Raw genomic sequence first — 25,020 nt, 5'->3', positions numbered from 1 at the left:
ATAACAGAGCAGCCTTCACATGTTAATGAATTCTGCTCTGTGACATCATTTATTCTATTTTATGGAAGTAGCTGCTTAACTTTCAGCAAGCTGTTTATTCAGGAATGGATAGTCAATATAGCCTTCTGCCACATCGGTTCCAATCATGTTTTCCAGTTTCAATTCATTCAGTGGTTCATCTTCCACCAAACGCTCAAACAGGTCTGGATTGGCAATATAAGCCTTACCGAAAGACACCGCTTCCGCTTTACCTGATGCCAGCAGCTCAAGCGCATCTTCACGGCTTAAACGCATATTGGCAATATACGGCACACCGTTGGAACGCGCTTTCATGTCTAGGCTGATGCTGTCATCGGCCAGATATTCACGGGTAAAGAAAAAGGCAATTTGACGTTTACCCAATTCTTGCATGACATAACCAAAGGTTTCTTTAGGATTGGCATCACCCATATCGTGCTCATCGCCACGCGGTGCCAGATGTACACCGACACGACCTGCGCCCCACACTTCAATCAGTGCATCTACAACTTCTAATAAGAAGCGGGCACGGTTTTCAGCAGAACCGCCATATTCATCTTCACGCAGATTGGTTTTGCTTTGCAGGAACTGGTCAATTAAATAACCATTGGCGGCATGCAGTTCTACCCCGTCAAAACCGGCCGCTTTGGCTTTAATTGCGGCTTGTTTGTATTGTTCGGTAATGGCATGGATTTCTGAAATTTCCAGGGCACGTGGCACCACATATTCACGTTTCGGACGCAGCAGGCTGACATAGCCAGCTTGCTTCACATTACTGGCTGAAACTGGTGTTTCACCTTTTAACAGATCAGGATGGGAGACACGTCCCACATGCCACAACTGCGCTACGATCAAACCGCCTTTACCATGCACCGCATTGGTAACCAGTTTCCAGCCTTCTACCTGTTCATCGGTAAACAGACCCGGGGTTTTTTCATAACCGTTGGCTTCTTCTGAAATCACTGTCGCTTCGGAGATGATTAAACCTGCGCTAGCACGCTGTGCATAGTACTCCGCCATCATGGCCGTCGGAACACGGTCTGCTGTAGCACGGCTACGTGTCAGTGGTGCCATCACCACACGGTTTTTAAGTTTGAGTTCACCAAATTGAATTGGGGTAGAAAAATCTGTCATCAAGCCATCCTCTTACAGCTGGCCTGGACTAATTAAAGTCTAAAGCGCATGCTGTAAATGTTGTAAAAATTCCTGAATCAGTGCTTCATTACGAGAGAAATAAGACCATTGGCCATATTTGGTCACTTGAATCAGTCCTGCTTGTTGCAACACCGATAAGTGATTGGACATGGTGGATTGAGAAATATCCGCGATTTTTTCCATCTGCCCTGCACATACACCACGACTAAAATCATTGCCACATTCTTCAGTGGAAATGAAACGTTCAGGTTCTTTTAAACATTGCAGAATCTGACGTCGAATCGGGTTGGCTAAGGCTTTATAAATCGCTTCTGTGTCCATCTCATTTCACTCATGTTCATGATCAGCACTTTCGCAAAAATCATTATATCGAATTTATGCGATATTAATATCGAAAATTATCGATATTATGAGTCATTTTGTAAATTGCTGTCATTTTATCCAAATCCAGATCATTCTAGCATTGTCTGGTCAGGGGCATTCATCCTGCTGATCGACAAATGTTAAAGCTAAAAAAGCAGAGGACCCGCCTCTGCTTTTCCACGCAATAAACTTATAGACCCTGTTTCAGGCTGGCTTCAATAAATTTATCCAGATCACCATCCAGTACTGCACCAGTATTCGAGGTTTCTACACTGGTACGCAAGTCTTTAATACGCGAGTCATCCAGTACATATGAACGAATCTGGCTGCCCCAGCCGATATCAGATTTGGTATCTTCCAGCGCCTGCGCCGCTTCATTACGTTTGCTCATCTCTAATTCATAGAGTTTGGCACGTAACTGTTTCCAGGCATGGTCACGGTTGGCATGTTGTGAACGCTGGTTCTGACAGGCCACTACAATACCGGTTGGTGCATGGGTTAAACGTACCGCAGAGTCGGTTTTGTTAATGTGCTGACCACCAGCACCGGATGCACGATAAGTATCGGTACGTACATCTGCCGGGTTAATATCAATTTCAATGTTGTCATCCACTTCTGGCGATACAAACACGGCAGAGAATGAAGTATGACGACGGTTACCCGAGTCAAATGGCGATTTACGCACTAAACGGTGTACACCAGATTCGGTACGCAGCCAGCCATAGGCATACTCGCCTTCCACACGAATGGTCGCCGATTTAATTCCGGCCACATCACCGTCAGATTCTTCCATCACTTCGGCTTTAAAGCCATGACGTTCAATCCAGCGCAAGTACATACGAAGCAGCATTGAAGCCCAGTCCTGTGCTTCCGTACCGCCTGAACCAGCCTGAATCTCCACGTAACATGGATTCGGGTCCATCGGATTACTGAACATACGGCGGAATTCAAGTTTTGCCAGTTCCGCTTCTGCAACATCAAGTTCAGCCTGAACATCCTCCAGCATGGCTTCTTCGTCCGCTTCTACAGCAAGATCAAGCATGGCTTGGGCATCTTCAAGCTGAGTAGCTAAACCATCCAGTACATTCAGTACATTCTCAAGCTCGCCTTTTTCTTTGGCCATGGCTTGGGCACGGCTTTGGTCATTCCAGATCGCCGGATCTTCCAGTTCACGCAGAACCTCTTCTAAACGTTCCTTTTTCAGATCGTAGTCAAAGATACCCCCGTAATGTCAGACCACGGTCGTTTAAGTCTTTTAATTGGTTTAGATAAGGATTAATTTCCACGTGAATTACTCTCAATCAGAATATTAGGCTTAAATAGCCATCAATTATAACACAGAGCATCGATGCAGTTTTAGAGGGCTTTAATTCAATAACAATTGAGCAAATAATGCATAAAAACAGCTTATAAAAAACACTTAATCAGGAGAGCATTTTTAAGATTCAAATCATTTTTATGTTACAAAATACTCGGTTTTTTATGTAAAAAACGTCTAAATTCATAAAACCTCCACAATTTTAATAAAACAAAACATTTTAATATTTTTATATTTTTCAAATACTTGTTAAAAATAAATTACACAATATTACCTTAGAAACATTTCTGTAACCTTGGGTGGATTGACCTAGTTTTGTTTTGCTCTAGACTAAAAGTTGTAACAAAAAATGTATTATTTTTAACCGAAATTTGAGGGGTAGTATCCATGAAAAAATTAGCCATTGCTTCAGCACTTCTTTCTGCTCTAGCAGTCACAGGTACAGCCAATGCCTACCAGGCCGAAGTCGGTGCAGCAGCAGCTTATATTGATCCAGACAACGGCAGTTCAGGTAGTGCCTTCGGTGTAGATGGTACTTATTACTTTAACCCCGTACAAACTCGTAATGCGCCACTTGCAGAAGCGGCATTCCTTGACCGTGCCAGCAACGTCAATGCACACGCAACATTTGCCGATCGTGGCGATGTAGATGACAACACTTATGGTGTGGGTGCTGAAGTTTATGTTCCAAACTCAGATTTCTATCTGGGTGGTGATGTAAGCCGTAACAATACTGAATATCGTGATGTATTGGGTCAAAAATATGACTTTGATACCACTTATTATTCTGCTGAAGTCGGTTATCTTCCAGCACCAGGCCTATTAATTGCCGCTGGTGTAAAAGGATATGACAACGACAATGATGATGGTGTAGATCCTACAGTTCGTGCCAAATACGTGACCCAGCTGAGTAATGGTAAAGATATCAACCTTGAAGCAGGCGCATCATTTGGTGATCTAGACGAGTTCAATCTTGCTGCCGATTACTTCATTGATAAATCATTAAGTGTTGGTGCGGATTACTACAACAACGACTTAACTGATCAAAATGAATTTGGCATTAATGCGCGTAAATTCTTTAACCAACAAGTCAGCCTTGAAGGTCGAGTTGGTTTCGGTGAAGTGGGTAATAACGACTACAACTCATTCGGTGTAGCTGCTAAATACCGCTTCTAAGCGTGCCTTAACTCCTTTTCATCAAGTGGCCCATCTTCGGATGGGCCACTTTTTTGCTCTGTAATAAAGCATTTAGATAGTTTTTGCACATTGACGGGGCAAATATAAACTGTACACTTTGTTACAACTGTTCAAGAAACAGTCATATTTTTATAACAAAGAGAGAAATCTAAATGCTTAAAAAACTTGCTCTTGCTACAGCACTTTTGGCTAGCCTAGGAACTGCACATGCTTATCAAGCTGAAATTAATGCTGCATATGAAAATACCGACATTGATGACAGTAACGACATTGATACTTATGCAATTGGCGGGAAATATTATTTAAATGGGGTTCAAGTTAGAAATGCTCCTCTAGCTGAAGCAGCTTTTTTAGGCAAAGCAAGCAATATCGGTCTTGGCTATGCCAATGCCCGTACTGATGATGATTTTGCAGATTTAGAAATTGATACTGTAGGTATTAATGGTGAATTCTTTATCCCTAACTCACAGTTTTATGTTTCTGGAAGCTTAAATCGTGCTGAAGTGACTGTTGAAAGTGAATTTGCTAAAGCATCTGATGACAATACAGGTTATGCAATTGAAGCAGGTTACCTACCAGTTAACGGCTTACTGTTAGCTGCAGGTGTTTCTAAAGAAAACATTGATCCAGTATATGTTTCAAAAAATGGTTTCATAGACACTTTTACCAATCTAGCCTCTGTAGCAGATGAGACTGCTGTGACTTTGCGCGCAAAATACGTCACTCAAATTGGCAATCATTTTACCAATTTTGAGGGAGCAACATATTTTGGAGATGAAACTGCATATCGTCTAGGTGCAGACCTTTACCTCGATCCTACACTTAGTGTTGGTATTTCCTTCGCTGACTCAACGATTGAAGATTCAGATACCATTTTCAGTATTCGTGGTCAGAAATTCTTTACTCCAGTCATTGCTGCCGGTATGAATTACACGACAACTGATGGTGGGGACTCTTTTGGAATCAACGGTACTTTCCGCTTTTAAGCTTTAAGATTAAAAACAAAAACCGCTCAATTGAGCGGTTTTTTTATTGTTCCAAATGGATCACGCGTAGTTGTAAACTGACGTTGCCATTAAATTCATTTTTATCAATTTCATAGACCAGTCGTACACTGCCCTGCATGGCATCAAATTCAAACTTGTTACGTGCATTAAAGGCGATGGCTTCCACAATTTGACCATCTTGCAAAGCCAGACGCAGCTTTAAATGCATTTCTTTCAGCCAGCGATAATCCAGAACCTTAAATATCCCTTCAAAAATCGGCGATGGAAACTTTTGCCCCCAGGGGGTTAAATTTTGCAGAAAATCGACTGTTTCAATGTGAAAATGTTCTGTCGGTAATTCACCATCAGTCCATAAAGTGGCCTGAAACAGTGACTCATCCATATTTGAAATTAAAGCCTCAAAGACCTGCTTAAATTCATCAAAATGCTGTTTCTGAATGGTCAAACCGGCAGCGGCGGCATGTCCGCCAAAATGGCTGACCAAATGGGGATACTGCTCGGCAATCATTTCAATCGCATCGCGTATATGTACGCCCTCTATAGAACGGGCAGAGCCTTTAATATGTATACCATCTTCATCGGAGGCAAAAACAATACTGGGGCGATGAAACTGTTCTTTTAAGCGACCGGCCACAATCCCAATCACGCCCTGATGCCAATGTGGCTCAAACAGAATGAGCACAGCTGGTAAATGCTCTTGGTCCAGCTCCAGCTGAGTAAGCTCAGACAAAGCCTCCTGTTTCATCTGGCTCTCGACCTGTCGGCGCTCAGTGTTCAATTGATTTAATTGTTGTGCCAAGGGATAAGCGGTTTGCAGATCGGCAGCCAGCAGACATTCAATCCCTATGTCCATGGTTTCCATGCGTCCAGCCGCATTAATCCGTGGTCCCAGAACAAAACCCAAATCTTGAGCATTTAAAGAAGCTGGATCACGTCCGGCAATATCCAGCAATGCGCTAATTCCCGCACGACACTGATTTTGCCGTATGCGCTTGACCCCGGCATCGACCAGAATACGGTTGTTATAATCCAGGCTGGCCACATCGGCATAAGTGCCTAAAGCTACCAGATCGAGATATTGGGCCACTTTTGAGGTCGATTTTCCTAATTGGCTGCGATAACTGGACAAATTGGCGAGCAGGTAAAACGCCACCCCGACCCCAGCCAAAGCCTTGCTGGGGAATTCACAGCCCAACTGGTTCGGATTGACCACAGCTTCGGCTTTAGGCGTTTCTTTGGTGGTCAGGTGATGATCAGTAATAATCACCTGCATGCCATGTGCTTGTGCCTGTTCCACCCCGGCATGGCTGGAAATACCATTATCTACCGTAATCAAAAGGTCAGGCGTGAAATTGGCAAAAGCCAGGTCGGCAATTGCAGGCGTCAGTCCATAACCATATTTAAAACGATCCGGCACCAGATACGCGACATTCGCGCCCATATCCCGCAAAGCTAAAATCATCAATGCCGTACTGGTGGCCCCATCGGCATCATAATCTCCCACAATGACAATTTTCTTTTGCTGATCAATGGCCTGATCCATCAACTGAATGGCAGCATCCAAACCTTTCATGGTCGGCGCTAAAAGATGCTTCAATTTCAGTTCAAGTTCTTGTTCCGATTGCACACCACGGCGCGCTAAAATTTGCGCAATAAACGGTGACACGCCCTGGAAGTTTTCAGGGCGTGTAATGAACGGTCTTTGCTGAATCAGTGTTTTTGGCATTAAGGCATGAGTCGTTGTAAGTTCCACTTACCGTCGATTCTTTCATAACACAAGCGGTCATGTAAACGGTTAGGACGACCTTGCCAAAATTCATAATAATCCGGTTGCAGGCGATAGCCGCCCCAGAATTCAGGTTTTGCCAATTCTGCTTTATCGCTCACCTGATCTTGCAAAATCTGAAAACGAGTCTGTAGTTCCTCACGACTGACAATCACACCACTTTGTGGCGTACTGATATGCGCTGCAATCTGGCTGTCTCGCGGGCGTTTATGATAATAATCTGTTGATTCCTCTAAAGAGATTTTTTCAACGCGGCCGCCGACACGAATTTGGCGTTCTTGCTCAGGCCAATAAAACAACAGTTCGGCATAGGGATTGTCTGCCAAATCCAGGCCTTTTTGACTGTCGTAATTGGTATAAAAATCATAACCTGCTTCAGTCGCACCACGTAATAATAGGGTACGCACATGCGGACGGCCTTGTGCACTCGCAGTTGCGAGCGACATGGCATAGGGTTCATGCAGTTGTGCTTCTAAAGCATGGTTAAACCAATTCAAGAATTGCTCATGCGGATTTTCAGCCACATGAGTTTCGTGTAATTCCCCTTTCTGGTAACTCAAGCGCAGTTCGCTCAAGTCTTTAATCAGATCACTCATATTGTTCCCTTATACTGCGTTAGAACGTACACTGTCTGCAAGCTGATTGGCCAAAGCCGTGACTTCTTGCAGATCATCCCCTTCAACCATCACCCGAATGACCGGTTCCGTTCCTGACTTACGAATCAGTAAACGACCACGGCCTTTTAATTGTGCTGCAGCCCGATCAAATTCAGCCACCAATGCAGGCACAGCATACGGGTCAAACATTTGTTGCAAACGTACATTTACCAAGACATTTGGCAATAAATGGAAACCTTCAACCAGTTCATGTAAGGCTTTCTTCTGTTCGACCATGACAGTCAATACCTGCAAGGCAGCTATAATCGCATCGCCTGTGGTACTTTTATCCAGCGTCAGAATATGTCCTGATGGTTCACCACCAATAGCCCAGCCATTTTCATCCAGGGCTTGTAGCACATAACGGTCACCCACGCTGGCACGGACAAATGGAACCTGGGCTTTTTCCAAAGCCAATTCAAGTGCCATATTGCTCATGACCGTACCGACAATGCCTGCCGGCTTTTTCGAGCCCTGTGTTGCCAGAATATATAAAATATGATCACCAGTAATTTGCTGACCGCTTTTATCCACCATAATCACACGGTCTGCATCGCCATCAAAGGCAATACCCAAATCTGCCTGATGTTCAAGCACGGCTTTTTGCAGGTTTTCCGGATGGGTCGAACCACAGTCCTGATTGATGTTTAGGCCATCCGGTTCATTATAAAGTGCTACGACTTTGGCGCCCAGTTCCTTAAACACCGATGGCCCCACGTTATAGGCAGCACCATTGGCACAGTCCACCACAATTTTCAGGTTACTGAGGTCAAAATGGTAAGGGAAAGTCGATTTACAGAATTCAATGTAACGGCCATTGGCATCTTTTACACGCACACTTTTACCCAGGTTTGCGGTATCTTCAATTTTGAGTTCGTTTTCGAGCTCTTTATTGATCGCATCCTGTAATTCATCCGGCAGTTTTTTACCTTCGCTAGAGAAGAATTTGATTCCATTATCAAAATAAGGATTGTGTGAAGCTGAGATCACAATCCCCAAGCTGGCATGTAAAGCACGGGTTAAATGGGCAATCGCAGGGGTAGGTAAAGGACCAAGCAAATGCACATATACACCCGCCGCATTGAGACCGGCCTGTAATGCAGATTCTAAAATATAGCCTGATAAACGCGTATCTTTACCCAACACAACAATTGGTTTTTTCTTATTACTGAACTGTTTTAAAACCTTACCTGCCGCAAAACCTAACTTCAAGGCAAATTCAGGTGTAATTGGAAGCTCCCCAAACTTTCCACGAATTCCATCTGTTCCAAAATAACTCATTTTCTACTCACTTCTTATACATTTATGGGGAAATTAACCATCCCATTTTCATGCAAATACTTTACACCAAAATCAAAAAAGCCGTCATATAAATGACGGCTTTTTCATGAGGTTGATTACTAAAAATCAACCAACACGGTAGTTCGGTGCTTCTTTAGTAATGGTCACATCATGTACGTGTGATTCAGACATACCAGCTGCAGTGATTTTCACAAACTTGGCATTTTGACGAAGATCGTTCACGGTTGCAGAACCGGTATAACCCATAGAAGAACGCAGGCCACCCATCATTTGATGAACGATATTACCCATAGGGCCTTTGTAAGGTACGCGACCTTCAATACCTTCTGGTACAAGTTTTTCCTGACCGGCTTTAGCGTCCTGGAAATAACGGTCAGCAGAACCTGTTGCACCCGCCATTGCACCCAATGAACCCATACCACGGTAAGCTTTGTAATAACGGCCCTGGAAGAATTCTACTTCACCCGGTGCTTCTTCAGTACCAGCCATCAATGAACCGACCATGATAGTGCTTGCACCGGCGCCAATTGCTTTCGCCATATCGCCAGAGAAGCGGATACCGCCATCTGCAATCAAAGGAATCTGGTCTTTCAATGCATTGGCAACGCTGTCAATCGCAGAAATTTGTGGCATACCAATACCGGCAACAATACGTGTAGTACAGATCGAACCAGGACCGATACCGACTTTTACCGCATCCGCACCGGCATCAAGAAGCGCAAGTGCAGCATCACCAGTGGCAATGTTACCGCCAATCACCTGAACTTGCGGATAGTTGGCTTTGACCCAGCGAACACGTTCAATCACGCCTGCAGAGTGACCATGAGCTGTATCGACAACAATGGCATCTACACCTGCTTCAACCAGTGCTTCAACACGGCTTGGTGTTTCTGTGCCAGTACCGACTGCCGCACCGACACGTAGACGACCGAGGTCATCTTTACAGCTGTTTGGATAAAGTTCCGCTTTACGGAAATCAGTGACCGTAATCAAACCTTTCAGTTCGTTGTTATCACCTACCACCAGTACTTTTTCAATGCGATTTTTTTGTAGAAGTGCCTGGATATTTTCTTTTGATTCGTTTTCACGAACAGTCACCAGACGGTCCTGACCGGTCATGATATTGCTGACAGGTTGTTCCAGATTGGTTTCGAAACGTGTATCACGACCCGTCACAATACCGACAACCTTGCCATCTTTAACCACAGGCACACCGCTGATGTTGTTGGCTTGAGTGATTGCGATCAGTTCACGAACCGTGGTTTCTGGCGTTACGGTGATAGGATCTTTCACCATACCCGCTTCAAATTTTTTCACACGGCGTACTTCTGCAGCTTGCGCAGCAATGTCCATGTTTTTGTGCAAGATACCAATACCACCATTTTGCGCCATTGCAATTGCCATACGGGATTCAGTCACCGTATCCATAGCTGCTGACACAAGAGGAATATTCAGGTTAATGCCACGAGTAAGGCGTGTCTTTAAGGAGACATCTTTTGGGAGAACAGTTGAGTAGGCAGGGAGTAATAAGACATCATCGAAGGTTAAAGCTTCTTGAACGATGGTCAACATAACAGTCTCACTGGTAATTTCCGTGCGCTATTATAAACAAAAAAAACAATTTTATTCATGCTTATTTCAGGCAGCAATGTAAAATAAATTTAGATTACTGAATATTATTGGGTTTTTGAATTTAAATACCGCAATTCGGGCTGAATTTCCTGATCAGTATTTCATTCAGACTGGACAACAAAAAACCTCGCGCTATATCACCTAGACACCGCAAGCCCCGCTAACCAGTGCAAAAGGCTCTAATCGTGGCTTTACCCATCAAAACCGTGTGTTTTTAAATAAAAAAGCAGAGCCAGGGCCCTGCTTTTTTATTCTGAGATGACGAATCACGATCTAGCTGACACGTTCAAAACTATCATCATTCTCGGCATCCTCTACCCTAATCTGGATAAAGGGAATCATATTGTGGGCCATACGGGCCTTGTTGCATTGTTCATCGGCAATTTGCACTTCTTTACACGAGGAACTGCGCAGCTGGTACATGCCACAACTGACCTGTTCACCTATGCTGCCTTCTAGCGCGATACAGCGTGGATTTTTTTGATTGGTTCCTGCCATGCATGAATAGACTGCTGTGACAGGTTCAGTATAATTTTCGGGCATTGGAATTCCCTCTGCCCAATAAAATGAAACCCGAAAATAGGCGCAACATGCGCCACAGCTTAAACATGCATCCTGTGCAGGAACTTGAGACAACATTTCTTATAAATTCTCGTCATCAAAAAAGTTTTTTGGGATAGAAAATATAAAAAATGTTGTTTTTTGACTCAAGAAAAATTTTGTATTTTCTTGAACTATTCAGGACAGGTAAATACGCTTTCGTCCATCAGGTCGGTGCCGCATTCCAAGGTTTCAATCCAGTCCAAAAATTGATGGATCTGCTCTTTGCCAATAAATGGCGTGCCATGCTGTGGCACAATCATTTCCACATCCATGCTACGAACCATTTGTACCCACAGACGGATCACTTTATTGCAACACATATAGCGTTGATGAAAGCCTTTCATCTTCGGAATATGCGCAGCAAAATTTTCCAGCGGTTTAGAGACATCATCTACCATGGATGCGCCCATATCACCAGAAAACAGAATTTTGGCAATCGGATCATAAAACTGGAAATTACCGACCGAATGCAGAAAATGTGCCGGAACGGCAACAATGCTCGATTCACCCAACGGAATCACCTGACCATGGTCAGGCAGCTCAACCAGACGATCCAGCCAGTTCCCTTTCATCCGGTCGCTCATGAAAGCCGAGCTCAAATGTGGCAAGAAACGTGCCCATAATTTTGATGCTACTATTTTGGCCTCGGTATAGACCAGCCAGCGTGGCATAGAAGTAATAATGTCGGGGTCCTGATGGGAGGCCATGACATAATCAAGATTGGTTAGACGGGTATATTTGTTCAGCTCCATGGTCAATGGAACATAGGTCAAGTCGCCCCCTGGATCAAGCACTGCAGCACGTTCATGATCCAAGATTAGAAACTGGTTTGCCTGTACACCTTCACCTTTCACTAAACTGGTAAAACTAATACATTTATGCGTACCATTATCAAATAGTACCTGTGATGTGGTGCGATCAAACGCCATACCCATTCCCCAAAATATCGTTTTTAAACTAAATTTTTAATTCCTCTCAACATATAGGGATTCATGGAAATTTACAACAAAATAACATCTGAATACTGGTAGATTTATCAGTAAATTGTGCGGTATTTCTCAATAAAAAATCCCGACAAAAATGCCAGGATTTTTTTAATGCTATTCAAATTTAAAAGAAATAATGTTGTACTAGTGCCGCCACACCTATCACTAAAAACACAACTGCACCAATTTTATGAATCAGTGAAATCGGTAGTTTTTCTGCCAGTTTGTTACCAATAAAGACCGCAGGAGCATTGACCAGCATAATGCCCAGTGTAGTTCCCAATGTTACCCAGCCAACACTGTCAAAGCGCGCGGCAAGGGCCACGGTAGCAATCTGGGTTTTATCACCAATTTCTGCCAGAAAGAATAAAACAAACGTGGCACTAAAGACGCCATATTTTTGCCATTTATTAATACTTTCAGTTTCATCATCCAGTTCATCTGGAATCAGCATCCAGGCCGCCATCCCAATAAATCCAAGAGAAACAATCCATAACAATACGGTCGGGCTCAGAACAGTGGTAATCCATTGACCCAGTACAGCGGAAACACCATGGTTGACCACGGTCGCCAGAAAAATTGCAATCAGAATGGGTACAGGTTTACGGAAACGCGCGGCCAGCAGTAAAGCCAGCAATTGAGTTTTGTCACCCATTTCAGACAAGGCAACAACAGCTAAAGAAATCAGGAAGGCTGAAAGCATGATGTATTTCTCTGGCTAGCATAATAAAACCTGTGACTCACCCCTCCTGCTAGCCAAATTGAGCAGAGTGGTAAATCAAAGGTCTTGCCAACAAAAAGAAAATCATGATCAAAAGATCATTTGGTTCTTTGCTATGATGACCATGTTCTGTGGAACAATTATGTTGACCATCACCTTTTTACATTGCGTAAAAAGCGGCTACTCCCCAATGAAGTGCATGCATTTTAAGCTGAAAGATAAAAATTTTCAAATGACTTTAAAAATATCATTTCAGGATAATGCTAAACATTGCTACTCATGACAAAAATTGCATTAAAGATCATTTTAAACGGCTGTGTTCAGCGTCTTATCCCTATCATAAGAATGAGTCTGTGTATGTCTCAACACCAAAGCTTTCATAACAAAACCCTGCCGAAGCAGGGTTTTGTGTAGCCTAAACTGAAATTAGAGCAACAGACTACGGATATCCGCCAACAATTTGGTCAGCTTATGGGTAAAGCGTGCTGCATCTGCGCCATTAATCACCCGGTGGTCATAAGACAATGACAATGGAAGCATCAGCTTAGGATCAAAACTTGTACCATTCCAGACCGGTTGCATGGTGGCTGGTGAAATACCTAAAATCGCCACCTGAGGCCAGTTCACCAATGGGGTAAATGCGGTACCGCCAATTGAACCCAGGCTGGTAATCGTAAAGTTCGCACCTTGCAAATCTTTCGGTGACAATTTCTTGTCACGTGCTTTCTTGCTCAGCTCACCCAGTTCAACTGCAATTTGCTTGATTGATTTTTGATCTGGATTACGCAGTACCGGTACAGTCAAACCATCCGGTGTTGCCACGGCAATCCCCATATGGATTTCATTACGCAGCAATACCGATTTTTGATCGTCTGCCAAATGGCCTGCAAAATACGGCTCTTCCTTCAACAGATGAGCGACTGCTTTGGCAATAAAAGCCAGAATCGTCAGGCTAATACCGTCTTGTTTAAACTTAGCTTTGAGTTCACCACGCCATGCTTCAAGTTCGGTAATATCTGCCAGGTCAAACTGCGTCACCTGTGGAATGTAGTTATTCAATGACAATTGCGGCACAGATACCTGTTGCAGACGGGTCATGGCTTTCACTTCACCACCGCCAAATGCCGAGAAGTCTGGCAATGCAGGCAAGCCAGGAACTTGTGCTACAGTCTGTGCTAACGGTGCAGCTTGAGGTGCAGTTAAGCGTGTTTTTACATAAGCAAAAACATCTTCCTTCATCAAGCGGTCATGAGCACCTGATGCCTTCACTTCAGCAAGTACCACGCCCAACTCACGCGCCAGCTTACGCACCGCAGGACCGGCATAGACTTTGGCATTGGCAGCATTCTGCTCTTTGCTCAGCTTATCAGCCGATTGAACGGGTGCTTGTTCTACAGATGTAGCCGCTTGTGGCACTGCTGCCGGAGCAGGTGCTGCTTTGGCTGCAGGAGTAGCTTCAACTTTAGCTGGCTGAGCTACAACTGCCTGTCCTTCCACTTCGATGGTTACCAGAGCCATGCCTTGTGAGACATTTTGCCCCATTTGTACGTGAATGGCTTTAATTACCCCTGCCGATGAGCTTGGTACTTCAACGGTCGCTTTATCAGATTCAACCACAATAATGCTTTGATCCGCCTCAACCGTGTCACCGACTTGAACTAAAATTTCCGCCACTACAGCTTTATCTACACCCAGATCAGGCACAGCAATTTCAACGTCTCCGCTTGGTGCAGAGGCTACAGGTGCCTGAACTGATGTTTCTGTTTTTGGCGCATTCACAGAAGATGTTTCTGTAGAAGCTGTACTTGGTGCTGCTTCAACAGCTGAAGATGCAGTTTTCACTTTGAGCAGAACCACACCTTCTTTGACTGTGTCGCCTGCCCGAACTTCAACGCTCTCAACCGTACCTGAAACGGTACTTGGCACTTCTACAGTGGCTTTATCAGATTCCACCACTACAATGCTTTGATCGACAGCAATTTCATCACCTACCTGGACCAAAATTTCGCCGACCAGGGCTTTTTCTACCCCAATGTCAGGGACTTGCACTTCAACAATTGAAGAGCTGCCAGTCGGAGCCTTCGGTGCAGAAGCTGCTGGTTGATGGGATGCCAGTTCCTGCATAATTTCCTGATCAGGCAGCGAGGTCGGAGTATTTTCCGAAGTCTTCTGTGAAGCAGCTGCTTCCTGGACTTCAGTCGCACTGGTTGAACCGTCTTCAGCTTCTAGTTCAATCAGGACCGAACCTTCTGAAACCACATCGCCCGCTGCAACCGTAATACTTTTCACAATCCCTGCCGAAGTACTTGGCACTTCAACAGAGGCTTTATCTGATTCAAGCAAAATCAGGCTGTCATCTACCGCAACGCTATCGCCCACTTTCACTAAAATTTCAGCAACGGTGGCTTTATCTACCCCAATATCAGGTGTTTTGATTTGCATGCTTAGTTCTCCTCACCTGATTGTTCTTTATAGTCCGCAACCGCCTGAATTTCAGGATGTGCTTGAGGTGCCCAAGCGACTGGACGATCAGTATCAAGTTCAAAGCTGGAGATGGCATCTTTCACCAAACGCGCATCAACCTCACCTTCATCGGCCAGTTTCTTCAAGGTTGCCACAACAATGTGCGCAGCATCCACACCGAAGTAACTACGCAAATTGCCACGAGTATCTGAACGGCCGTAACCATCGGTGCCCAAAGCTACAAATGGACGGTTGTCTGGAAGATAGGCACGAATCTGTTCGCTGTATGCGCGCATATGATCGGTTGCAGAAACCACGATACCGTCTGTTTCACGCAATTGTTGTGACACCCAAGATTCTTTGGTGTCTTCTGCCAATGGATGCAGGCGATTGTATTCTTCACATGCCATACCATCACGTGCCAGTTCGTTGAAGCTGGTGACACTCCACACATTCGAGTGAATCTGGTATTCATCGCGCAAGATTTTCGCCGCTTTAATCACTTCACGAAGAATCACACCGGAACCCATCAGCTGAACAGTGGCTTTATCATCCTGTTCAAGCAGATACATACCGCGCTTGATGCCTTCTTCCACACCTTGCGGCATTTCAGGATGCTCATAGTTTTCGTTCATGACGGTCAGGTAATAGAACACACGTTCCTGATTGACATACATGCGTTGCAAACCATCGTGTACGATCACTGCAAGTTCATAACCGAAACATGGGTCATAAGACACACAGTTCGGAATAGTATTCGCCAGAATATGCGAATGACCATCCTGATGCTGCAAACCCTCACCATTCAATGTAGTACGGCCCGCAGTTGCACCCAACAAGAAACCTTGTGCCTGGGCATCACCGGCTGCCCAGGCAATATCGCCAATACGCTGGAAACCGAACATCGAGTAGTACATGTACATTGGAATCATCGGCAGGTTATTGGTTGAATAACTGGTTGCCAAGGCTGCCCATGCACTCATTGCACCGGCCTCGTTAATTCCTTCCTGCAACATGTGACCATCTTTGGCTTCACGATAGTTCATCAGCTGTTCTTGGTCTTCGGGAGTATATTTCTGACCATGTGCAGCATAGATCCCCAACTGACGGAACATGCCTTCTAAACCAAAGGTACGTGCTTCATCCGGTACGATCGGAACAACGCGGTCTTTAATGGCTTTTTCTTTCAGCAGCGCTGAAATTAAGCGAACCATCACCATCGTGGTTGATTGCTGTTTGCCATTTGAACCTTTTAATACCGCATCAAACACTGAAAGTTCTGGAATTGCCAAAACTTCACTTTCTTTACGACGTGCAGGCAGATAGCCACCCAATGCTTCACGACGTGCCTTCATGTATTTAATTTCAGGCGAGTTTTCACTTGGACGGTAGAATGGAACTTCTTCAAGCTGCTCATCGGTAAATGGCAGATTGAAACGGTTGCGTACATACTTGAGTGATTCAAGCTGCATTTTCTTGATTTGATGCGTTTTATTGACCGCTTCAATTTCTTCGGACAGACCATAGCCTTTGACAGTCTTCGCTAAAATTACGGTTGGCTGACCTGTAGACTTCATTGCTTCGGCATAGGCAGCGTACACTTTGTAAGGGTCATGACCGCCACGGTTTAAGTTATCGATGTCTTCATCACTTAAACCTTTAACAAGTTCTTCAGCTTCTGGGTATTTACCAAAAAAGTGTGCACGCGTATAAGCACCACCTTTGACTTGATAACGTTGATAATCACCATCAACGGCCTCTTCCATCACGGCTTTTAAAGCGCCTGACTCATCTTTGGCAAGCAGCGGATCCCAATGACGGCCCCATACCACTTTAATCACGCGCCAGCCGGCACCACGGAATAAGGATTCAAGTTCCTGGATAATCTTACCGTTACCACGCACCGGACCATCAAGACGCTGTAAGTTACAGTTCACCACCCAAATCAGGTTATCTAACTTTTCACGACCGGCGAGCGAAATCGCACCTGTACTTTCCGGTTCATCCATCTCACCATCGCCAAGGTAAGCCCAGACCTTACGGTCTTCTTCTTTAATCAGACTACGGTTCATCAGGTATTTTTGAATATGCGCCTGATAGATCGACATGATCGGACCCAGACCCATCGATACGGTCGGGAACTGCCAATAATCCGGCATCAAGTACGGATGCGGATAACTCGGTAAACCATTGCCACCCACTTCACGGCGGAAATTGTTGAGCTGATCTTCAGTCAAACGGCCTTCAAGGAATGAACGCGCATAAATACCAGGCGCACAATGTCCTTGGTAATAGATCATGTCACCACCAAAGTGGTCGCTATTGGCGCGGAAGAAGTGGTTAAAACCAACATCATACAAGGTTGCAGAAGATGCAAAACTGGCCAGGTGACCACCCAGGTCGTCACCGGTTTTATTGGCACGTAACACCATTGCCAAGGCATTCCAGCGAATCAGGGCACGGATACGGCGTTCCATATCCTGGTCACCTGGCATGGCCGGGGTTTCTTCAACTGAAATGGTATTAAGATAAGGAGTATTTAGACGCTGAATAGGAACATGCTTGGCAATCGCGCGCTGATAGAGTTTTTCTAACAAAAATGCAGCACGCTCTGTACCCATATGCTGTAAAACCGAGTCAAATGCATCTTGCCATTCTTGGGTTTCTTGCGCGTCGGTATCACCATAAAACGCCATATTTCACCTATTCCTTAAGCTTATTTATAGTTTCTATATGTATCACACTTTAGAGGGCATCAGTTATCGCCACAACTGAATACGGAATACCACTATTATTTAGATAATAAATACTCATTGACCATTCTTTACGCAATAAAACAAAAAACCGCCAATAAAGGCGGTTTTTTATACAATAACTATTCTCTTGAATGATACTATTATATTCGAAAGCTCTAAATGCCCTAGAGTTACTCTTTAACGAATATGTACATCTATCTTATGGCAACATTGCTAAATAAGTAGATGGATTTTTGCGTTGTCCATCTTTCACTACTTCATAATGCAAATGTGGACCGGTACAACGACCTGTACAACCCACATTGGCAATGTGCTCTCCAGCTTCTACGCGATCACCAACACGGGCAATTAAACGTGATGCATGCGCATAACGGGTTAAATAGCCATTACCGTGATTAATTTCCACGTATTGGCCATAACCTGTACCCCAACCCGATTTGGTCACTACACCCGGGCCAGTCGCATAAATAGGCGTACCGCTTGGTGCGGACAAATCCAGACCAGAGTGATTTTCAGCGCGGCCACCCATGGTACGGCCACCAAAGTCTGAGCTCACACGTTTCATGGCTGGAAGGGGATGAGATACTAACCAGGAGTAAGCGTTGCCAGAATAAGTTTGTGAATTCTTTGAACCATATTTTTTAGCCAATGATTCATTGTTTAATTCAATTGTTTTTTCACGCAATTGAACATTCATTCTGGTTTCAGCAGGAAGATCAATATCATTTGACTCTGCATAAGACCCTTGAGCCAAAGTACGAGTCAATTGTTCAATGCGATCTTCCGATACATTATTAGAGTTAGGATTTAATTCAACTAAATCTGCAAAAGCCACAGATGCGGCAGAAGCTGCCAATGAAAACGCTAATAAAATACGTCGCGTATGCATAAAAAAACCTCTTTTAACTGTTCTTAGTCAATGTCCTTGCGTGATCTCTTCCTTGATATCCACTAAAAGAAGTGCGTAAGATTAAGACACAAGTATGTAGGAACAATGTATGTCGGAACCAGTTAACATCTTTCAACAAACAAGAAAACACTTAAAAACAGGAAACTTTACGTTTCTCTCTACACAAGTTGCTGCATGGCAGAAACTTACAAAACTCATTCAACCGATATTGCCCCAACCGGAGCAATGGCAAGTTGTTTGTTATGAACATGGCATTTTGACGATTACGGGTGCAAATCAAGCCATGATTAGCCAGCTTGCCTATCTTCAAAAGCAATATATCTCACAATTGTTACAATTACCTGAATTTAAAGACTTACAAAAATTGCAAGTACGATTAAGAATTCAGACGCAACCCCCTTTAAAACCCCAATCTCTGTCCCGATCCCTTAGTCCAGATACTCAAGACTTACTGCGTGGTGCTGCCGACTTTGTAAGCGACCCTAAGCTTAGCCAAGCTATGCTACGTTTGGCAAGAAATAAAAAGTAACCAATACAGGCATATCTTTGAATTAAGAAAAAAAACATGTGAACTGCTTAACAATTCATTTTGTTATACTATAACGTGTGCATTAAAAGACAATAACTTATGTCACACTTACATAAGAAATTGGGCATTGATTAATGTCATCAAATGTTACAATTTCGTAATTACTTGGATCACTTTTAACATTGCGTAATAATTGATTATTTAAGGCATGTCCGGACTTATACCCATCAAATTTGGCAATAATCTGGTGGCCTAAGAGATATAAATCCCCGACTGCATCCAGAATTTTGTGACGGACAAATTCATCTGAGAAGCGAAGCCCTTCTTCATTGACCACACCAGTTTCATCTACCCCAATGGCATTGTCCAGACTCGCCCCCAAGGCCAGATTATTGGCTTTTAGATAATCCAGATCTTTCATAAAACCAAAAGTACGTGCTCCACTGACTTCATAGACAAAAGTTTCGGTAGAAAAGTCGATGGTTGCTGACTGATATTCTTTTTTAAATGCAGGATGATCAAAATCAATGGTAAAGTTGAGCTGGAAGCCATCATGAGGATGAAATACTGCACGCTTATCATCAATGAATGCTTCAACATGTTTTAAAATTTTTATAAATTTTTTCGGTGCATCCTGTTCTTGTAGTCCGCCTTGCATCAGCAGGTAAATAAATGGACCAGCACTACCGTCCATAATCGGAACTTCTGAAGCCGAAACTTCAATAATCAGGTTATCAATCCCCAGTCCTGCAATGGCACTCATGACATGCTCAATGGTCCCGACTTTGGCATTTTCCTGAACCAAGTTTGAACACATAAATGCTTCTTGAATCAGCATGGCGTCTGCAGGAATGTCCACCTGCGGATCTAAATCGATACGTCGAAATACAATACCCCCATCCACATGGTGCGGCACAAAGTTAATTAAGACTTTTTGCCCACTATGAAGACCAATACCGCTCGCTTTCACGACACGCTGTAGGGTACGTTGTTTCAACATGTTTTTCTATCATCTGCTCATCAAACCGCTATACGTTAGCATATTTAGCCATTGATAAAAAATAAAAAGGTAGTCTTGCGACTACCTTTTCTGTTGAATTTATGCATTCTGCATAAATTTACCATTATTTACGTTGCTGATTTTTCAAGTAATCCTGAATACTCATTGGCGTTGGACGGGCTGAACCGACTGCTGGAGCAGGTGCCGCTGCTGCCTCATTTTGCTGACGTTGAATGGCTGGCACATCATCATCTTCAACGACAGCCTGAGCCGTATGAGTGACTGGACGTGTTGCAGACTGTACTGATGGGCGTTTTACCGTATCTGCAGAGTCCGCTGAATTACGGGTCAAACCGGTTGCAATTACAGTGACACTGATTTCATCACGCGCATCCGGATCAAAGACCGTACCGTAAAACACCTGACCTTCATCAAGATCGACAATCTGGTTGACGACATCGGTAATTTCTTCAATTTCACCGAAGGTCACATCATCACCACCGGTGACGTTAATTAAAATGCCTTTGGCATTCATAATAGTCACGTTATCCAGTAATGGGCTGCGAATAGCCTGTTCAGCCGCCTGACGGGCGCGTGTTTCACCACGGCCTGAACCCACACCCATCATCGCATAACCGCGAGTGCTCATGGCCGTTTTCAAATCAGCAAAGTCAAGGTTGATATGACCGGGACGAACCACCAGATCAAAAATACTGCGCACTGCATTCAGCAATACATCATCTGCCTTTTTATAAGCATCTTTCATGGAAATGTCACGGAAGACTTTAAGCAAACGCTGGTTAGGAATAATAATTAATGAATCGACATGTGCTTCCAGAGCTTCAATGCCTTTTTCTGCCGACTGTTGACGACGCTTACCTTCAAAGTTAAACGGAGTCGTCACCACACCCACAGTTAAAATGCCCATTTCTTTGGCAATTTCAGCAACAACTGGCGCAGCACCCGTACCTGTACCACCACCCATACCGGCAGTGACAAATACCATATCGGTACCCTCCAGATGTTGGCGAATCAGTTCACGGCTTTCTTCAGCAGCAGTTTGACCTACTTGCGGATTTGCACCTGCCCCCAGACCACGCGTGCTTTGTTCACCTAACTGGATTTTGAATTGGGCATTCATACGGTCTAAAGCTTGTTTGTCGGTATTGGCACAAACAAATTTTACCCCTTGAATGTCGGATTCAAGCATGTGTTGCACGGCATTACCACCAGCACCACCAACACCAAATACAGTGAAACGGGCTTGACCGTTGCTATCGTTTTGATCATCTTCTAAAAATTCAAATGAGGCCATGACCTTTGGATTTCCTAATTCGTAATTGGCAGTCACTTAAGCCCGTATACTGCCTTGATCTTAATAAAAATTGAGTTTAGGATGCTGTCCAACCACACACTTGTCAAGTGCAAGCCGTTAGACGAACAACTTCCTTACAATATTCCCAATAAATTTCACTTAAAATATCGATTTTAACTGATTGTTTAACGCTGACCATGCCCGACCGACCCGCTTAAATAGAGTCAGTTTTTCAGGATCTGTCGCTTCTACAATAGTATCTTGCGTATCACTTTGGCTAAACATCAACAAGCCGGCAGCAGTGGCATACTGTGAACGGCGCAAAGCCGCCTGATTCTGTTCATCAGCATGTACTTGTACTGGTGGATTGCCTAAATGCGCTGACACCCCCAACATATGACGTGCCAAATTCACCATACCTTCAATTTGACTAGCATCACCCGTCAGAACTACACCATGATACAGACCATGAATGGCCCCATTCTGCTTTAATTCTTGATGAACCTGGGTCAGAATTTCTTCATAACGCGCAATAATGATTTCTGCCAATTCAATACGGCTAATGGTCTGTGGACCATCAATGCCCTGAAATTGAATCATATGGTCAGGTTTAACCACTTTCAGGTCAACACAGCCATACAACAATTTCAGCCGTTCAGCTTCTTCAGTGGTGGTTTGCAATACCGCAGCAATATCACGGGTGACATGCTCTCCCCCACGCTGCAAAGTATGCGTCAATGCCAAGCGACCATCCAGATAAACGGCAATATTGGTGGTACCGGCACCGATATCGACCAAACATACCCCATATTCTTTTTCATCTTTCAGCAAACTGGCTTCAGCTGTTGCCAAACAGGAAACCACCATTTTCTCCACGCCAATATTAGCCCCTTTAAGGGCACGATCCAGATTTTGCATGGTGCTGATTGGCAACATCATCAGCTGATAATGCCCGATCATGCTATGAGCAGACATGCGAATCGGATTTTGCACCCATTCCGCAGAATCATCCAGTTCAAAACCTAAAGGTACCGCACTCACCAGATAATGGTCTGAAGTCAAATGACTGGCTTTGGCCAATTCGAGTGCACGAACCACTTCGCTTGTTGTAATTGTGTGGTCGCTATTTTCAATCGGAGTACGGCCTGAGGCATAAAAGCTTTTTAATTCTGCACTTGGAATGGAAACCCAGGCAGAATGCACCCGGCATTCAGCCATATCTTCTGCTTCTTGTACGGCATTTTTAATTGCAGTGATGACCTTATCGAGACTTACAATTTTCCCTTTATTCATGCCTCGGTTACGAGCGGTTGCCATCCCAATCACTTGGATATTGTCTGGCGCATGTACCTTACCAATCAAAACTGAAACTTTGTGTGTCCCAATGTCAATCGCAACAACCGAGGGAACAGCTTCATTCATTATCTACTACTACCATTACGTGTTTAGTTAATTTATGGCCTTAAGCCTCTATTTTATATAAAGCCGCTCAATTATGGCTTTACCGTTCTTGTATCTGCAATGCTTGTGTCATCAATCGTTACAACAAAATGACCATTTACAATATTCGGGGGTGCTGCATTCTTCCATTGTATGGCCAATCCGTTTCTATAACGCAAGTCTACTGATGAAATTTTAGCCCAAACGGGTTTTAGATCACTTTGTGCCAGATGACTTAAGCGTTGAAGTTTACCCATGGTCTGATCCTGATCGACAATAATGCGTAAACCTGAATCAAACTGCATGAACCAGGTCATACGTTCTGTTAAATATAATTCTTTTAAACGAATGTTGACCGGCAGGAACAACTGGTTAATTTCATTGTAGCGACGCATCATCATTTTTGACTGAGAAGCGGGACCATGCAGCAAAGGTAATTTCTGGTTATTCTGCGGCACCACTTCTGCAAAAATATCACCACTGTCACTCAATAGCCGTCCGGTTCCCCAACGAGCAATGGCATGACGCGGCATGACGCGCACACGAATTGAATTTGGCCATGCACGTGAGACTACCACGCGATCCACCCAAGACAACGCTAAAGCCTGATCGCGGATTTGTTCCAGATCAGAGGTAAAATAATTTTCTGTCACCTTGGGTGCAACATGAGTCATGACCTGGCGATTTTCAGCCTCTGAGCGGGTACCCACTACACTCAGTTTAGCCACCTGGGCATCCGTCATAACACCATACAGACCATAAATCCCCACTGCCAATACGGCAAGTGCAACCAGCAACAACAACCAGCCACCCAAATTCGCAAGCTTTTCCTTAGGTGTAGGTAGCTTTTCATGAATAGAGGTAATTGCTGCTCGTTTACGACGCATTGAAGCAGGGAGTTGAGCCATAATCTAGTAAGCCGCAGCCGTTAAAGTCTGTTCTAAAATCGCCACACATAACTCATCAAAACTATAGCCCACAGCTTTTGCCGCCTTTGGTACTAGAGAATGACTGGTCATGCCCGGAACAGTATTCACTTCCAGTAACCAGAAGTTGCCCTGTTCATCCTGCATGGCATCAATACGCCCCCAACCACTTGCACCTACGGCCTGGAAAGCACGTAAACACAAAGCTTGCAGACGTTTTTCTTCTTCTTCGGTTAAACCACACGGAATGCCGTACTGCACGTCATTACGGTTGTATTTGGCTTCATAGTCATAGAATGCCACATCTTTTGGCGGTTCCAGGCGAATAATCGGCAAAGCCTGACCATTTAAAATCACAATAGTAAATTCACGGCCGGTAATCCATTTTTCTGCCATCACCACGGCATCATGCTCAGTGGCTTTGGCAATTGCATCGGTAAAGTCTTCCTTACGTTCAACTTTACTCATACCAATACTTGAACCTTCATGTACCGGTTTGATAATAAACGGCAGACCAATGCTGTCCACTATGGCATCCAGATCAGAATCTTTGGTCACAATGCGATAGGGGGCCGTTGGCAGTTCCGAACCTTGCCAGACCTGCTTGGTCTTCACCTTATCCATGCCAATCGCAGAACCTTGCACACCGGTACCGGTATAAGGAATATTCAACCATTCCAATGTACCTTGGATTTGACCGTCTTCACCACCGCGGCCATGCAAGACAATAAAAGCACGGTCATAGTTCACCAGTTCAGTTACACTACGCTCTTGCGGGTCAAAAGCTTCGGCATTCACGCCCGAACGCACCAATGCTTCAAGCACAGCTTTACCACTATCTAGAGAAACCTCGCGCTCAGCTGATTTACCACCAAGCAATACGGCAACTTTACCGAATTTTGAAGCATTTGCCACGTTTATATCCTTAAACTTTATA

21 protein-coding genes and 1 riboswitch are annotated in these 25,020 nt (G+C 44.2%); of the genes, 3 read left to right on the top strand and 18 right to left on the bottom strand.

The window, feature by feature from the left end:
- Nucleotides 1–75 precede the first annotated feature (75 nt).
- The 3 genes from GTU69_RS11485 to prfB form a co-directional block, all read right to left on the bottom strand.
- Nucleotides 76–1,152 carry an alkene reductase gene (locus GTU69_RS11485; protein ID WP_166170635.1) on the bottom strand — a complete coding sequence of 359 codons (1,077 nt, stop codon included), beginning with the start codon at nt 1,150–1,152 and terminating at the stop codon, nt 76–78.
- A gap of 39 nt (nt 1,153–1,191) precedes the next feature.
- Nucleotides 1,192–1,494 (bottom strand): metalloregulator ArsR/SmtB family transcription factor, encoded by a 303-nt coding sequence (locus GTU69_RS11480; protein WP_166170633.1) that lies wholly within the window; start codon nt 1,492–1,494, stop codon nt 1,192–1,194.
- 232 nt (nt 1,495–1,726) lie between these two features.
- Nucleotides 1,727–2,822, bottom strand: a protein-coding gene (gene prfB, locus GTU69_RS11475; protein ID WP_143222687.1) for a peptide chain release factor 2 whose coding sequence is annotated in 2 segments (ribosomal slippage) — nt 1,727–2,749 and nt 2,751–2,822 — 1,095 coding nt in all. Because the reading frame shifts where the segments join, the coding sequence is not laid out codon by codon here.
- A gap of 419 nt (nt 2,823–3,241) precedes the next feature.
- On the opposite strand from prfB, the gene GTU69_RS11470 reads away from it, so the two are divergent.
- Both GTU69_RS11470 and GTU69_RS11465 read left to right on the top strand, forming a co-directional pair.
- Nucleotides 3,242–4,030, top strand: coding sequence for a putative porin (locus GTU69_RS11470; protein ID WP_166170631.1), 789 nt, complete (start codon nt 3,242–3,244; stop codon nt 4,028–4,030).
- A 173-nt stretch (nt 4,031–4,203) separates the two neighbouring features.
- Nucleotides 4,204–5,037, top strand: coding sequence for a putative porin (locus GTU69_RS11465; protein ID WP_166170629.1), 834 nt, complete (start codon nt 4,204–4,206; stop codon nt 5,035–5,037).
- Between the two features lie 43 nt (nt 5,038–5,080).
- On the opposite strand, the gene recJ is transcribed toward GTU69_RS11465, so the two are convergent.
- The 10 genes from recJ to GTU69_RS11415 form a co-directional block, all read right to left on the bottom strand.
- Nucleotides 5,081–6,784 carry a single-stranded-DNA-specific exonuclease RecJ gene (gene recJ, locus GTU69_RS11460; protein WP_166170659.1) on the bottom strand — a complete coding sequence of 568 codons (1,704 nt, stop codon included), beginning with the start codon at nt 6,782–6,784 and terminating at the stop codon, nt 5,081–5,083.
- Entirely contained in the window at nt 6,784–7,440 is a 657-nt protein-coding gene (gene pdxH, locus GTU69_RS11455; protein ID WP_166170627.1) for a pyridoxamine 5'-phosphate oxidase, read from the bottom strand. The genes recJ and pdxH overlap by 1 nt, the downstream gene beginning before the upstream one ends.
- Nucleotides 7,441–7,449: 9 nt before the next feature.
- Entirely contained in the window at nt 7,450–8,781 is a 1,332-nt protein-coding gene (gene glmM / locus GTU69_RS11450; protein ID WP_166170625.1) for a phosphoglucosamine mutase, read from the bottom strand.
- Nucleotides 8,782–8,907: 126 nt separating this feature from the next.
- Nucleotides 8,908–10,374 carry an IMP dehydrogenase gene (gene guaB, locus GTU69_RS11445; RefSeq protein ID WP_166170623.1) on the bottom strand — a complete coding sequence of 489 codons (1,467 nt, stop codon included), beginning with the start codon at nt 10,372–10,374 and terminating at the stop codon, nt 8,908–8,910.
- 333 nt (nt 10,375–10,707) lie between these two features.
- Nucleotides 10,708–11,073, bottom strand: coding sequence for a YkgJ family cysteine cluster protein (locus GTU69_RS11440; RefSeq protein ID WP_166170621.1), 366 nt, complete (start codon nt 11,071–11,073; stop codon nt 10,708–10,710).
- A 95-nt stretch (nt 11,074–11,168) separates the two neighbouring features.
- Nucleotides 11,169–11,966: an MBL fold metallo-hydrolase gene (locus tag GTU69_RS11435; protein ID WP_086196618.1), complete on the bottom strand. Its 798-nt coding sequence runs from the start codon at nt 11,964–11,966 to the stop codon at nt 11,169–11,171.
- 181 nt (nt 11,967–12,147) lie between these two features.
- Nucleotides 12,148–12,726, bottom strand: coding sequence for a TMEM165/GDT1 family protein (locus tag GTU69_RS11430; RefSeq protein ID WP_086196531.1), 579 nt, complete (start codon nt 12,724–12,726; stop codon nt 12,148–12,150).
- A gap of 74 nt (nt 12,727–12,800) precedes the next feature.
- Nucleotides 12,801–12,945, bottom strand: a riboswitch (yybP-ykoY riboswitch).
- A 225-nt stretch (nt 12,946–13,170) separates the two neighbouring features.
- On the bottom strand, nt 13,171–15,186 hold the full coding sequence (locus tag GTU69_RS11425; RefSeq protein WP_166170619.1) for a 2-oxo acid dehydrogenase subunit E2: 2,016 nt from the start codon (nt 15,184–15,186) through the stop codon (nt 13,171–13,173).
- A 2-nt stretch (nt 15,187–15,188) separates the two neighbouring features.
- A complete protein-coding gene (gene aceE, locus GTU69_RS11420; protein WP_166170617.1) occupies nt 15,189–17,903 on the bottom strand; it encodes a pyruvate dehydrogenase (acetyl-transferring), homodimeric type in 2,715 nt (904 codons plus the stop codon).
- A gap of 259 nt (nt 17,904–18,162) precedes the next feature.
- Complete coding sequence (locus GTU69_RS11415; RefSeq protein WP_086196534.1) at nt 18,163–18,852, bottom strand: M23 family metallopeptidase; 690 nt, start codon at nt 18,850–18,852, stop codon at nt 18,163–18,165.
- Between the two features lie 109 nt (nt 18,853–18,961).
- On the opposite strand from GTU69_RS11415, the gene GTU69_RS11410 reads away from it, so the two are divergent.
- Nucleotides 18,962–19,402 (top strand): DUF721 domain-containing protein, encoded by a 441-nt coding sequence (locus tag GTU69_RS11410; RefSeq protein ID WP_166170616.1) that lies wholly within the window; start codon nt 18,962–18,964, stop codon nt 19,400–19,402.
- 97 nt (nt 19,403–19,499) lie between these two features.
- Here the strand turns inward: GTU69_RS11410 and lpxC are convergent, their stop codons facing one another.
- From lpxC to GTU69_RS11385, 5 genes are all read right to left on the bottom strand, one after another.
- Complete coding sequence (gene lpxC / locus GTU69_RS11405; protein WP_166170614.1) at nt 19,500–20,402, bottom strand: UDP-3-O-acyl-N-acetylglucosamine deacetylase; 903 nt, start codon at nt 20,400–20,402, stop codon at nt 19,500–19,502.
- 124 nt (nt 20,403–20,526) lie between these two features.
- Complete coding sequence (gene ftsZ / locus GTU69_RS11400; protein WP_166170612.1) at nt 20,527–21,717, bottom strand: cell division protein FtsZ; 1,191 nt, start codon at nt 21,715–21,717, stop codon at nt 20,527–20,529.
- Between the two features lie 159 nt (nt 21,718–21,876).
- Complete coding sequence (gene ftsA / locus GTU69_RS11395) at nt 21,877–23,139, bottom strand: cell division protein FtsA (RefSeq protein ID WP_166170610.1); 1,263 nt, start codon at nt 23,137–23,139, stop codon at nt 21,877–21,879.
- Nucleotides 23,140–23,210: 71 nt separating this feature from the next.
- Nucleotides 23,211–24,065: a cell division protein FtsQ/DivIB gene (locus tag GTU69_RS11390; protein ID WP_166170608.1), complete on the bottom strand. Its 855-nt coding sequence runs from the start codon at nt 24,063–24,065 to the stop codon at nt 23,211–23,213.
- A gap of 3 nt (nt 24,066–24,068) precedes the next feature.
- Nucleotides 24,069–24,998: a D-alanine--D-alanine ligase gene (locus GTU69_RS11385; protein WP_166170606.1), complete on the bottom strand. Its 930-nt coding sequence runs from the start codon at nt 24,996–24,998 to the stop codon at nt 24,069–24,071.
- Between the last annotated feature and the right edge of the window lie 22 nt (nt 24,999–25,020).

This window comes from Acinetobacter sp. SA01 (genome assembly GCF_011319235.1).
GTDB lineage: Bacteria > Pseudomonadota > Gammaproteobacteria > Pseudomonadales > Moraxellaceae > Acinetobacter.
This window is presented reverse-complemented; position numbering and strand designations above follow the sequence as displayed.

Coding starts and splice junctions, on each gene's coding strand:
- GTU69_RS11485 (WP_166170635.1), bottom strand. CDS start 1,152: ATGACAGATTTTTCTACCCCAATTCAATTTGGTGAACTCAAACTTAAA.
- GTU69_RS11480 (WP_166170633.1), bottom strand. CDS start 1,494: ATGGACACAGAAGCGATTTATAAAGCCTTAGCCAACCCGATTCGACGT.
- GTU69_RS11470 (WP_166170631.1), top strand. CDS start 3,242: ATGAAAAAATTAGCCATTGCTTCAGCACTTCTTTCTGCTCTAGCAGTC.
- GTU69_RS11465 (WP_166170629.1), top strand. CDS start 4,204: ATGCTTAAAAAACTTGCTCTTGCTACAGCACTTTTGGCTAGCCTAGGA.
- recJ (WP_166170659.1), bottom strand. CDS start 6,784: ATGCCAAAAACACTGATTCAGCAAAGACCGTTCATTACACGCCCTGAA.
- pdxH (WP_166170627.1), bottom strand. CDS start 7,440: ATGAGTGATCTGATTAAAGACTTGAGCGAACTGCGCTTGAGTTACCAG.
- glmM (WP_166170625.1), bottom strand. CDS start 8,781: ATGAGTTATTTTGGAACAGATGGAATTCGTGGAAAGTTTGGGGAGCTT.
- guaB (WP_166170623.1), bottom strand. CDS start 10,374: ATGTTGACCATCGTTCAAGAAGCTTTAACCTTCGATGATGTCTTATTA.
- GTU69_RS11440 (WP_166170621.1), bottom strand. CDS start 11,073: ATGTTGTCTCAAGTTCCTGCACAGGATGCATGTTTAAGCTGTGGCGCA.
- GTU69_RS11435 (WP_086196618.1), bottom strand. CDS start 11,966: ATGGCGTTTGATCGCACCACATCACAGGTACTATTTGATAATGGTACG.
- GTU69_RS11430 (WP_086196531.1), bottom strand. CDS start 12,726: ATGCTTTCAGCCTTCCTGATTTCTTTAGCTGTTGTTGCCTTGTCTGAA.
- GTU69_RS11425 (WP_166170619.1), bottom strand. CDS start 15,186: ATGCAAATCAAAACACCTGATATTGGGGTAGATAAAGCCACCGTTGCT.
- aceE (WP_166170617.1), bottom strand. CDS start 17,903: ATGGCGTTTTATGGTGATACCGACGCGCAAGAAACCCAAGAATGGCAA.
- GTU69_RS11415 (WP_086196534.1), bottom strand. CDS start 18,852: ATGCATACGCGACGTATTTTATTAGCGTTTTCATTGGCAGCTTCTGCC.
- GTU69_RS11410 (WP_166170616.1), top strand. CDS start 18,962: ATGTCGGAACCAGTTAACATCTTTCAACAAACAAGAAAACACTTAAAA.
- lpxC (WP_166170614.1), bottom strand. CDS start 20,402: ATGTTGAAACAACGTACCCTACAGCGTGTCGTGAAAGCGAGCGGTATT.
- ftsZ (WP_166170612.1), bottom strand. CDS start 21,717: ATGGCCTCATTTGAATTTTTAGAAGATGATCAAAACGATAGCAACGGT.
- ftsA (WP_166170610.1), bottom strand. CDS start 23,139: ATGAATGAAGCTGTTCCCTCGGTTGTTGCGATTGACATTGGGACACAC.
- GTU69_RS11390 (WP_166170608.1), bottom strand. CDS start 24,065: ATGGCTCAACTCCCTGCTTCAATGCGTCGTAAACGAGCAGCAATTACC.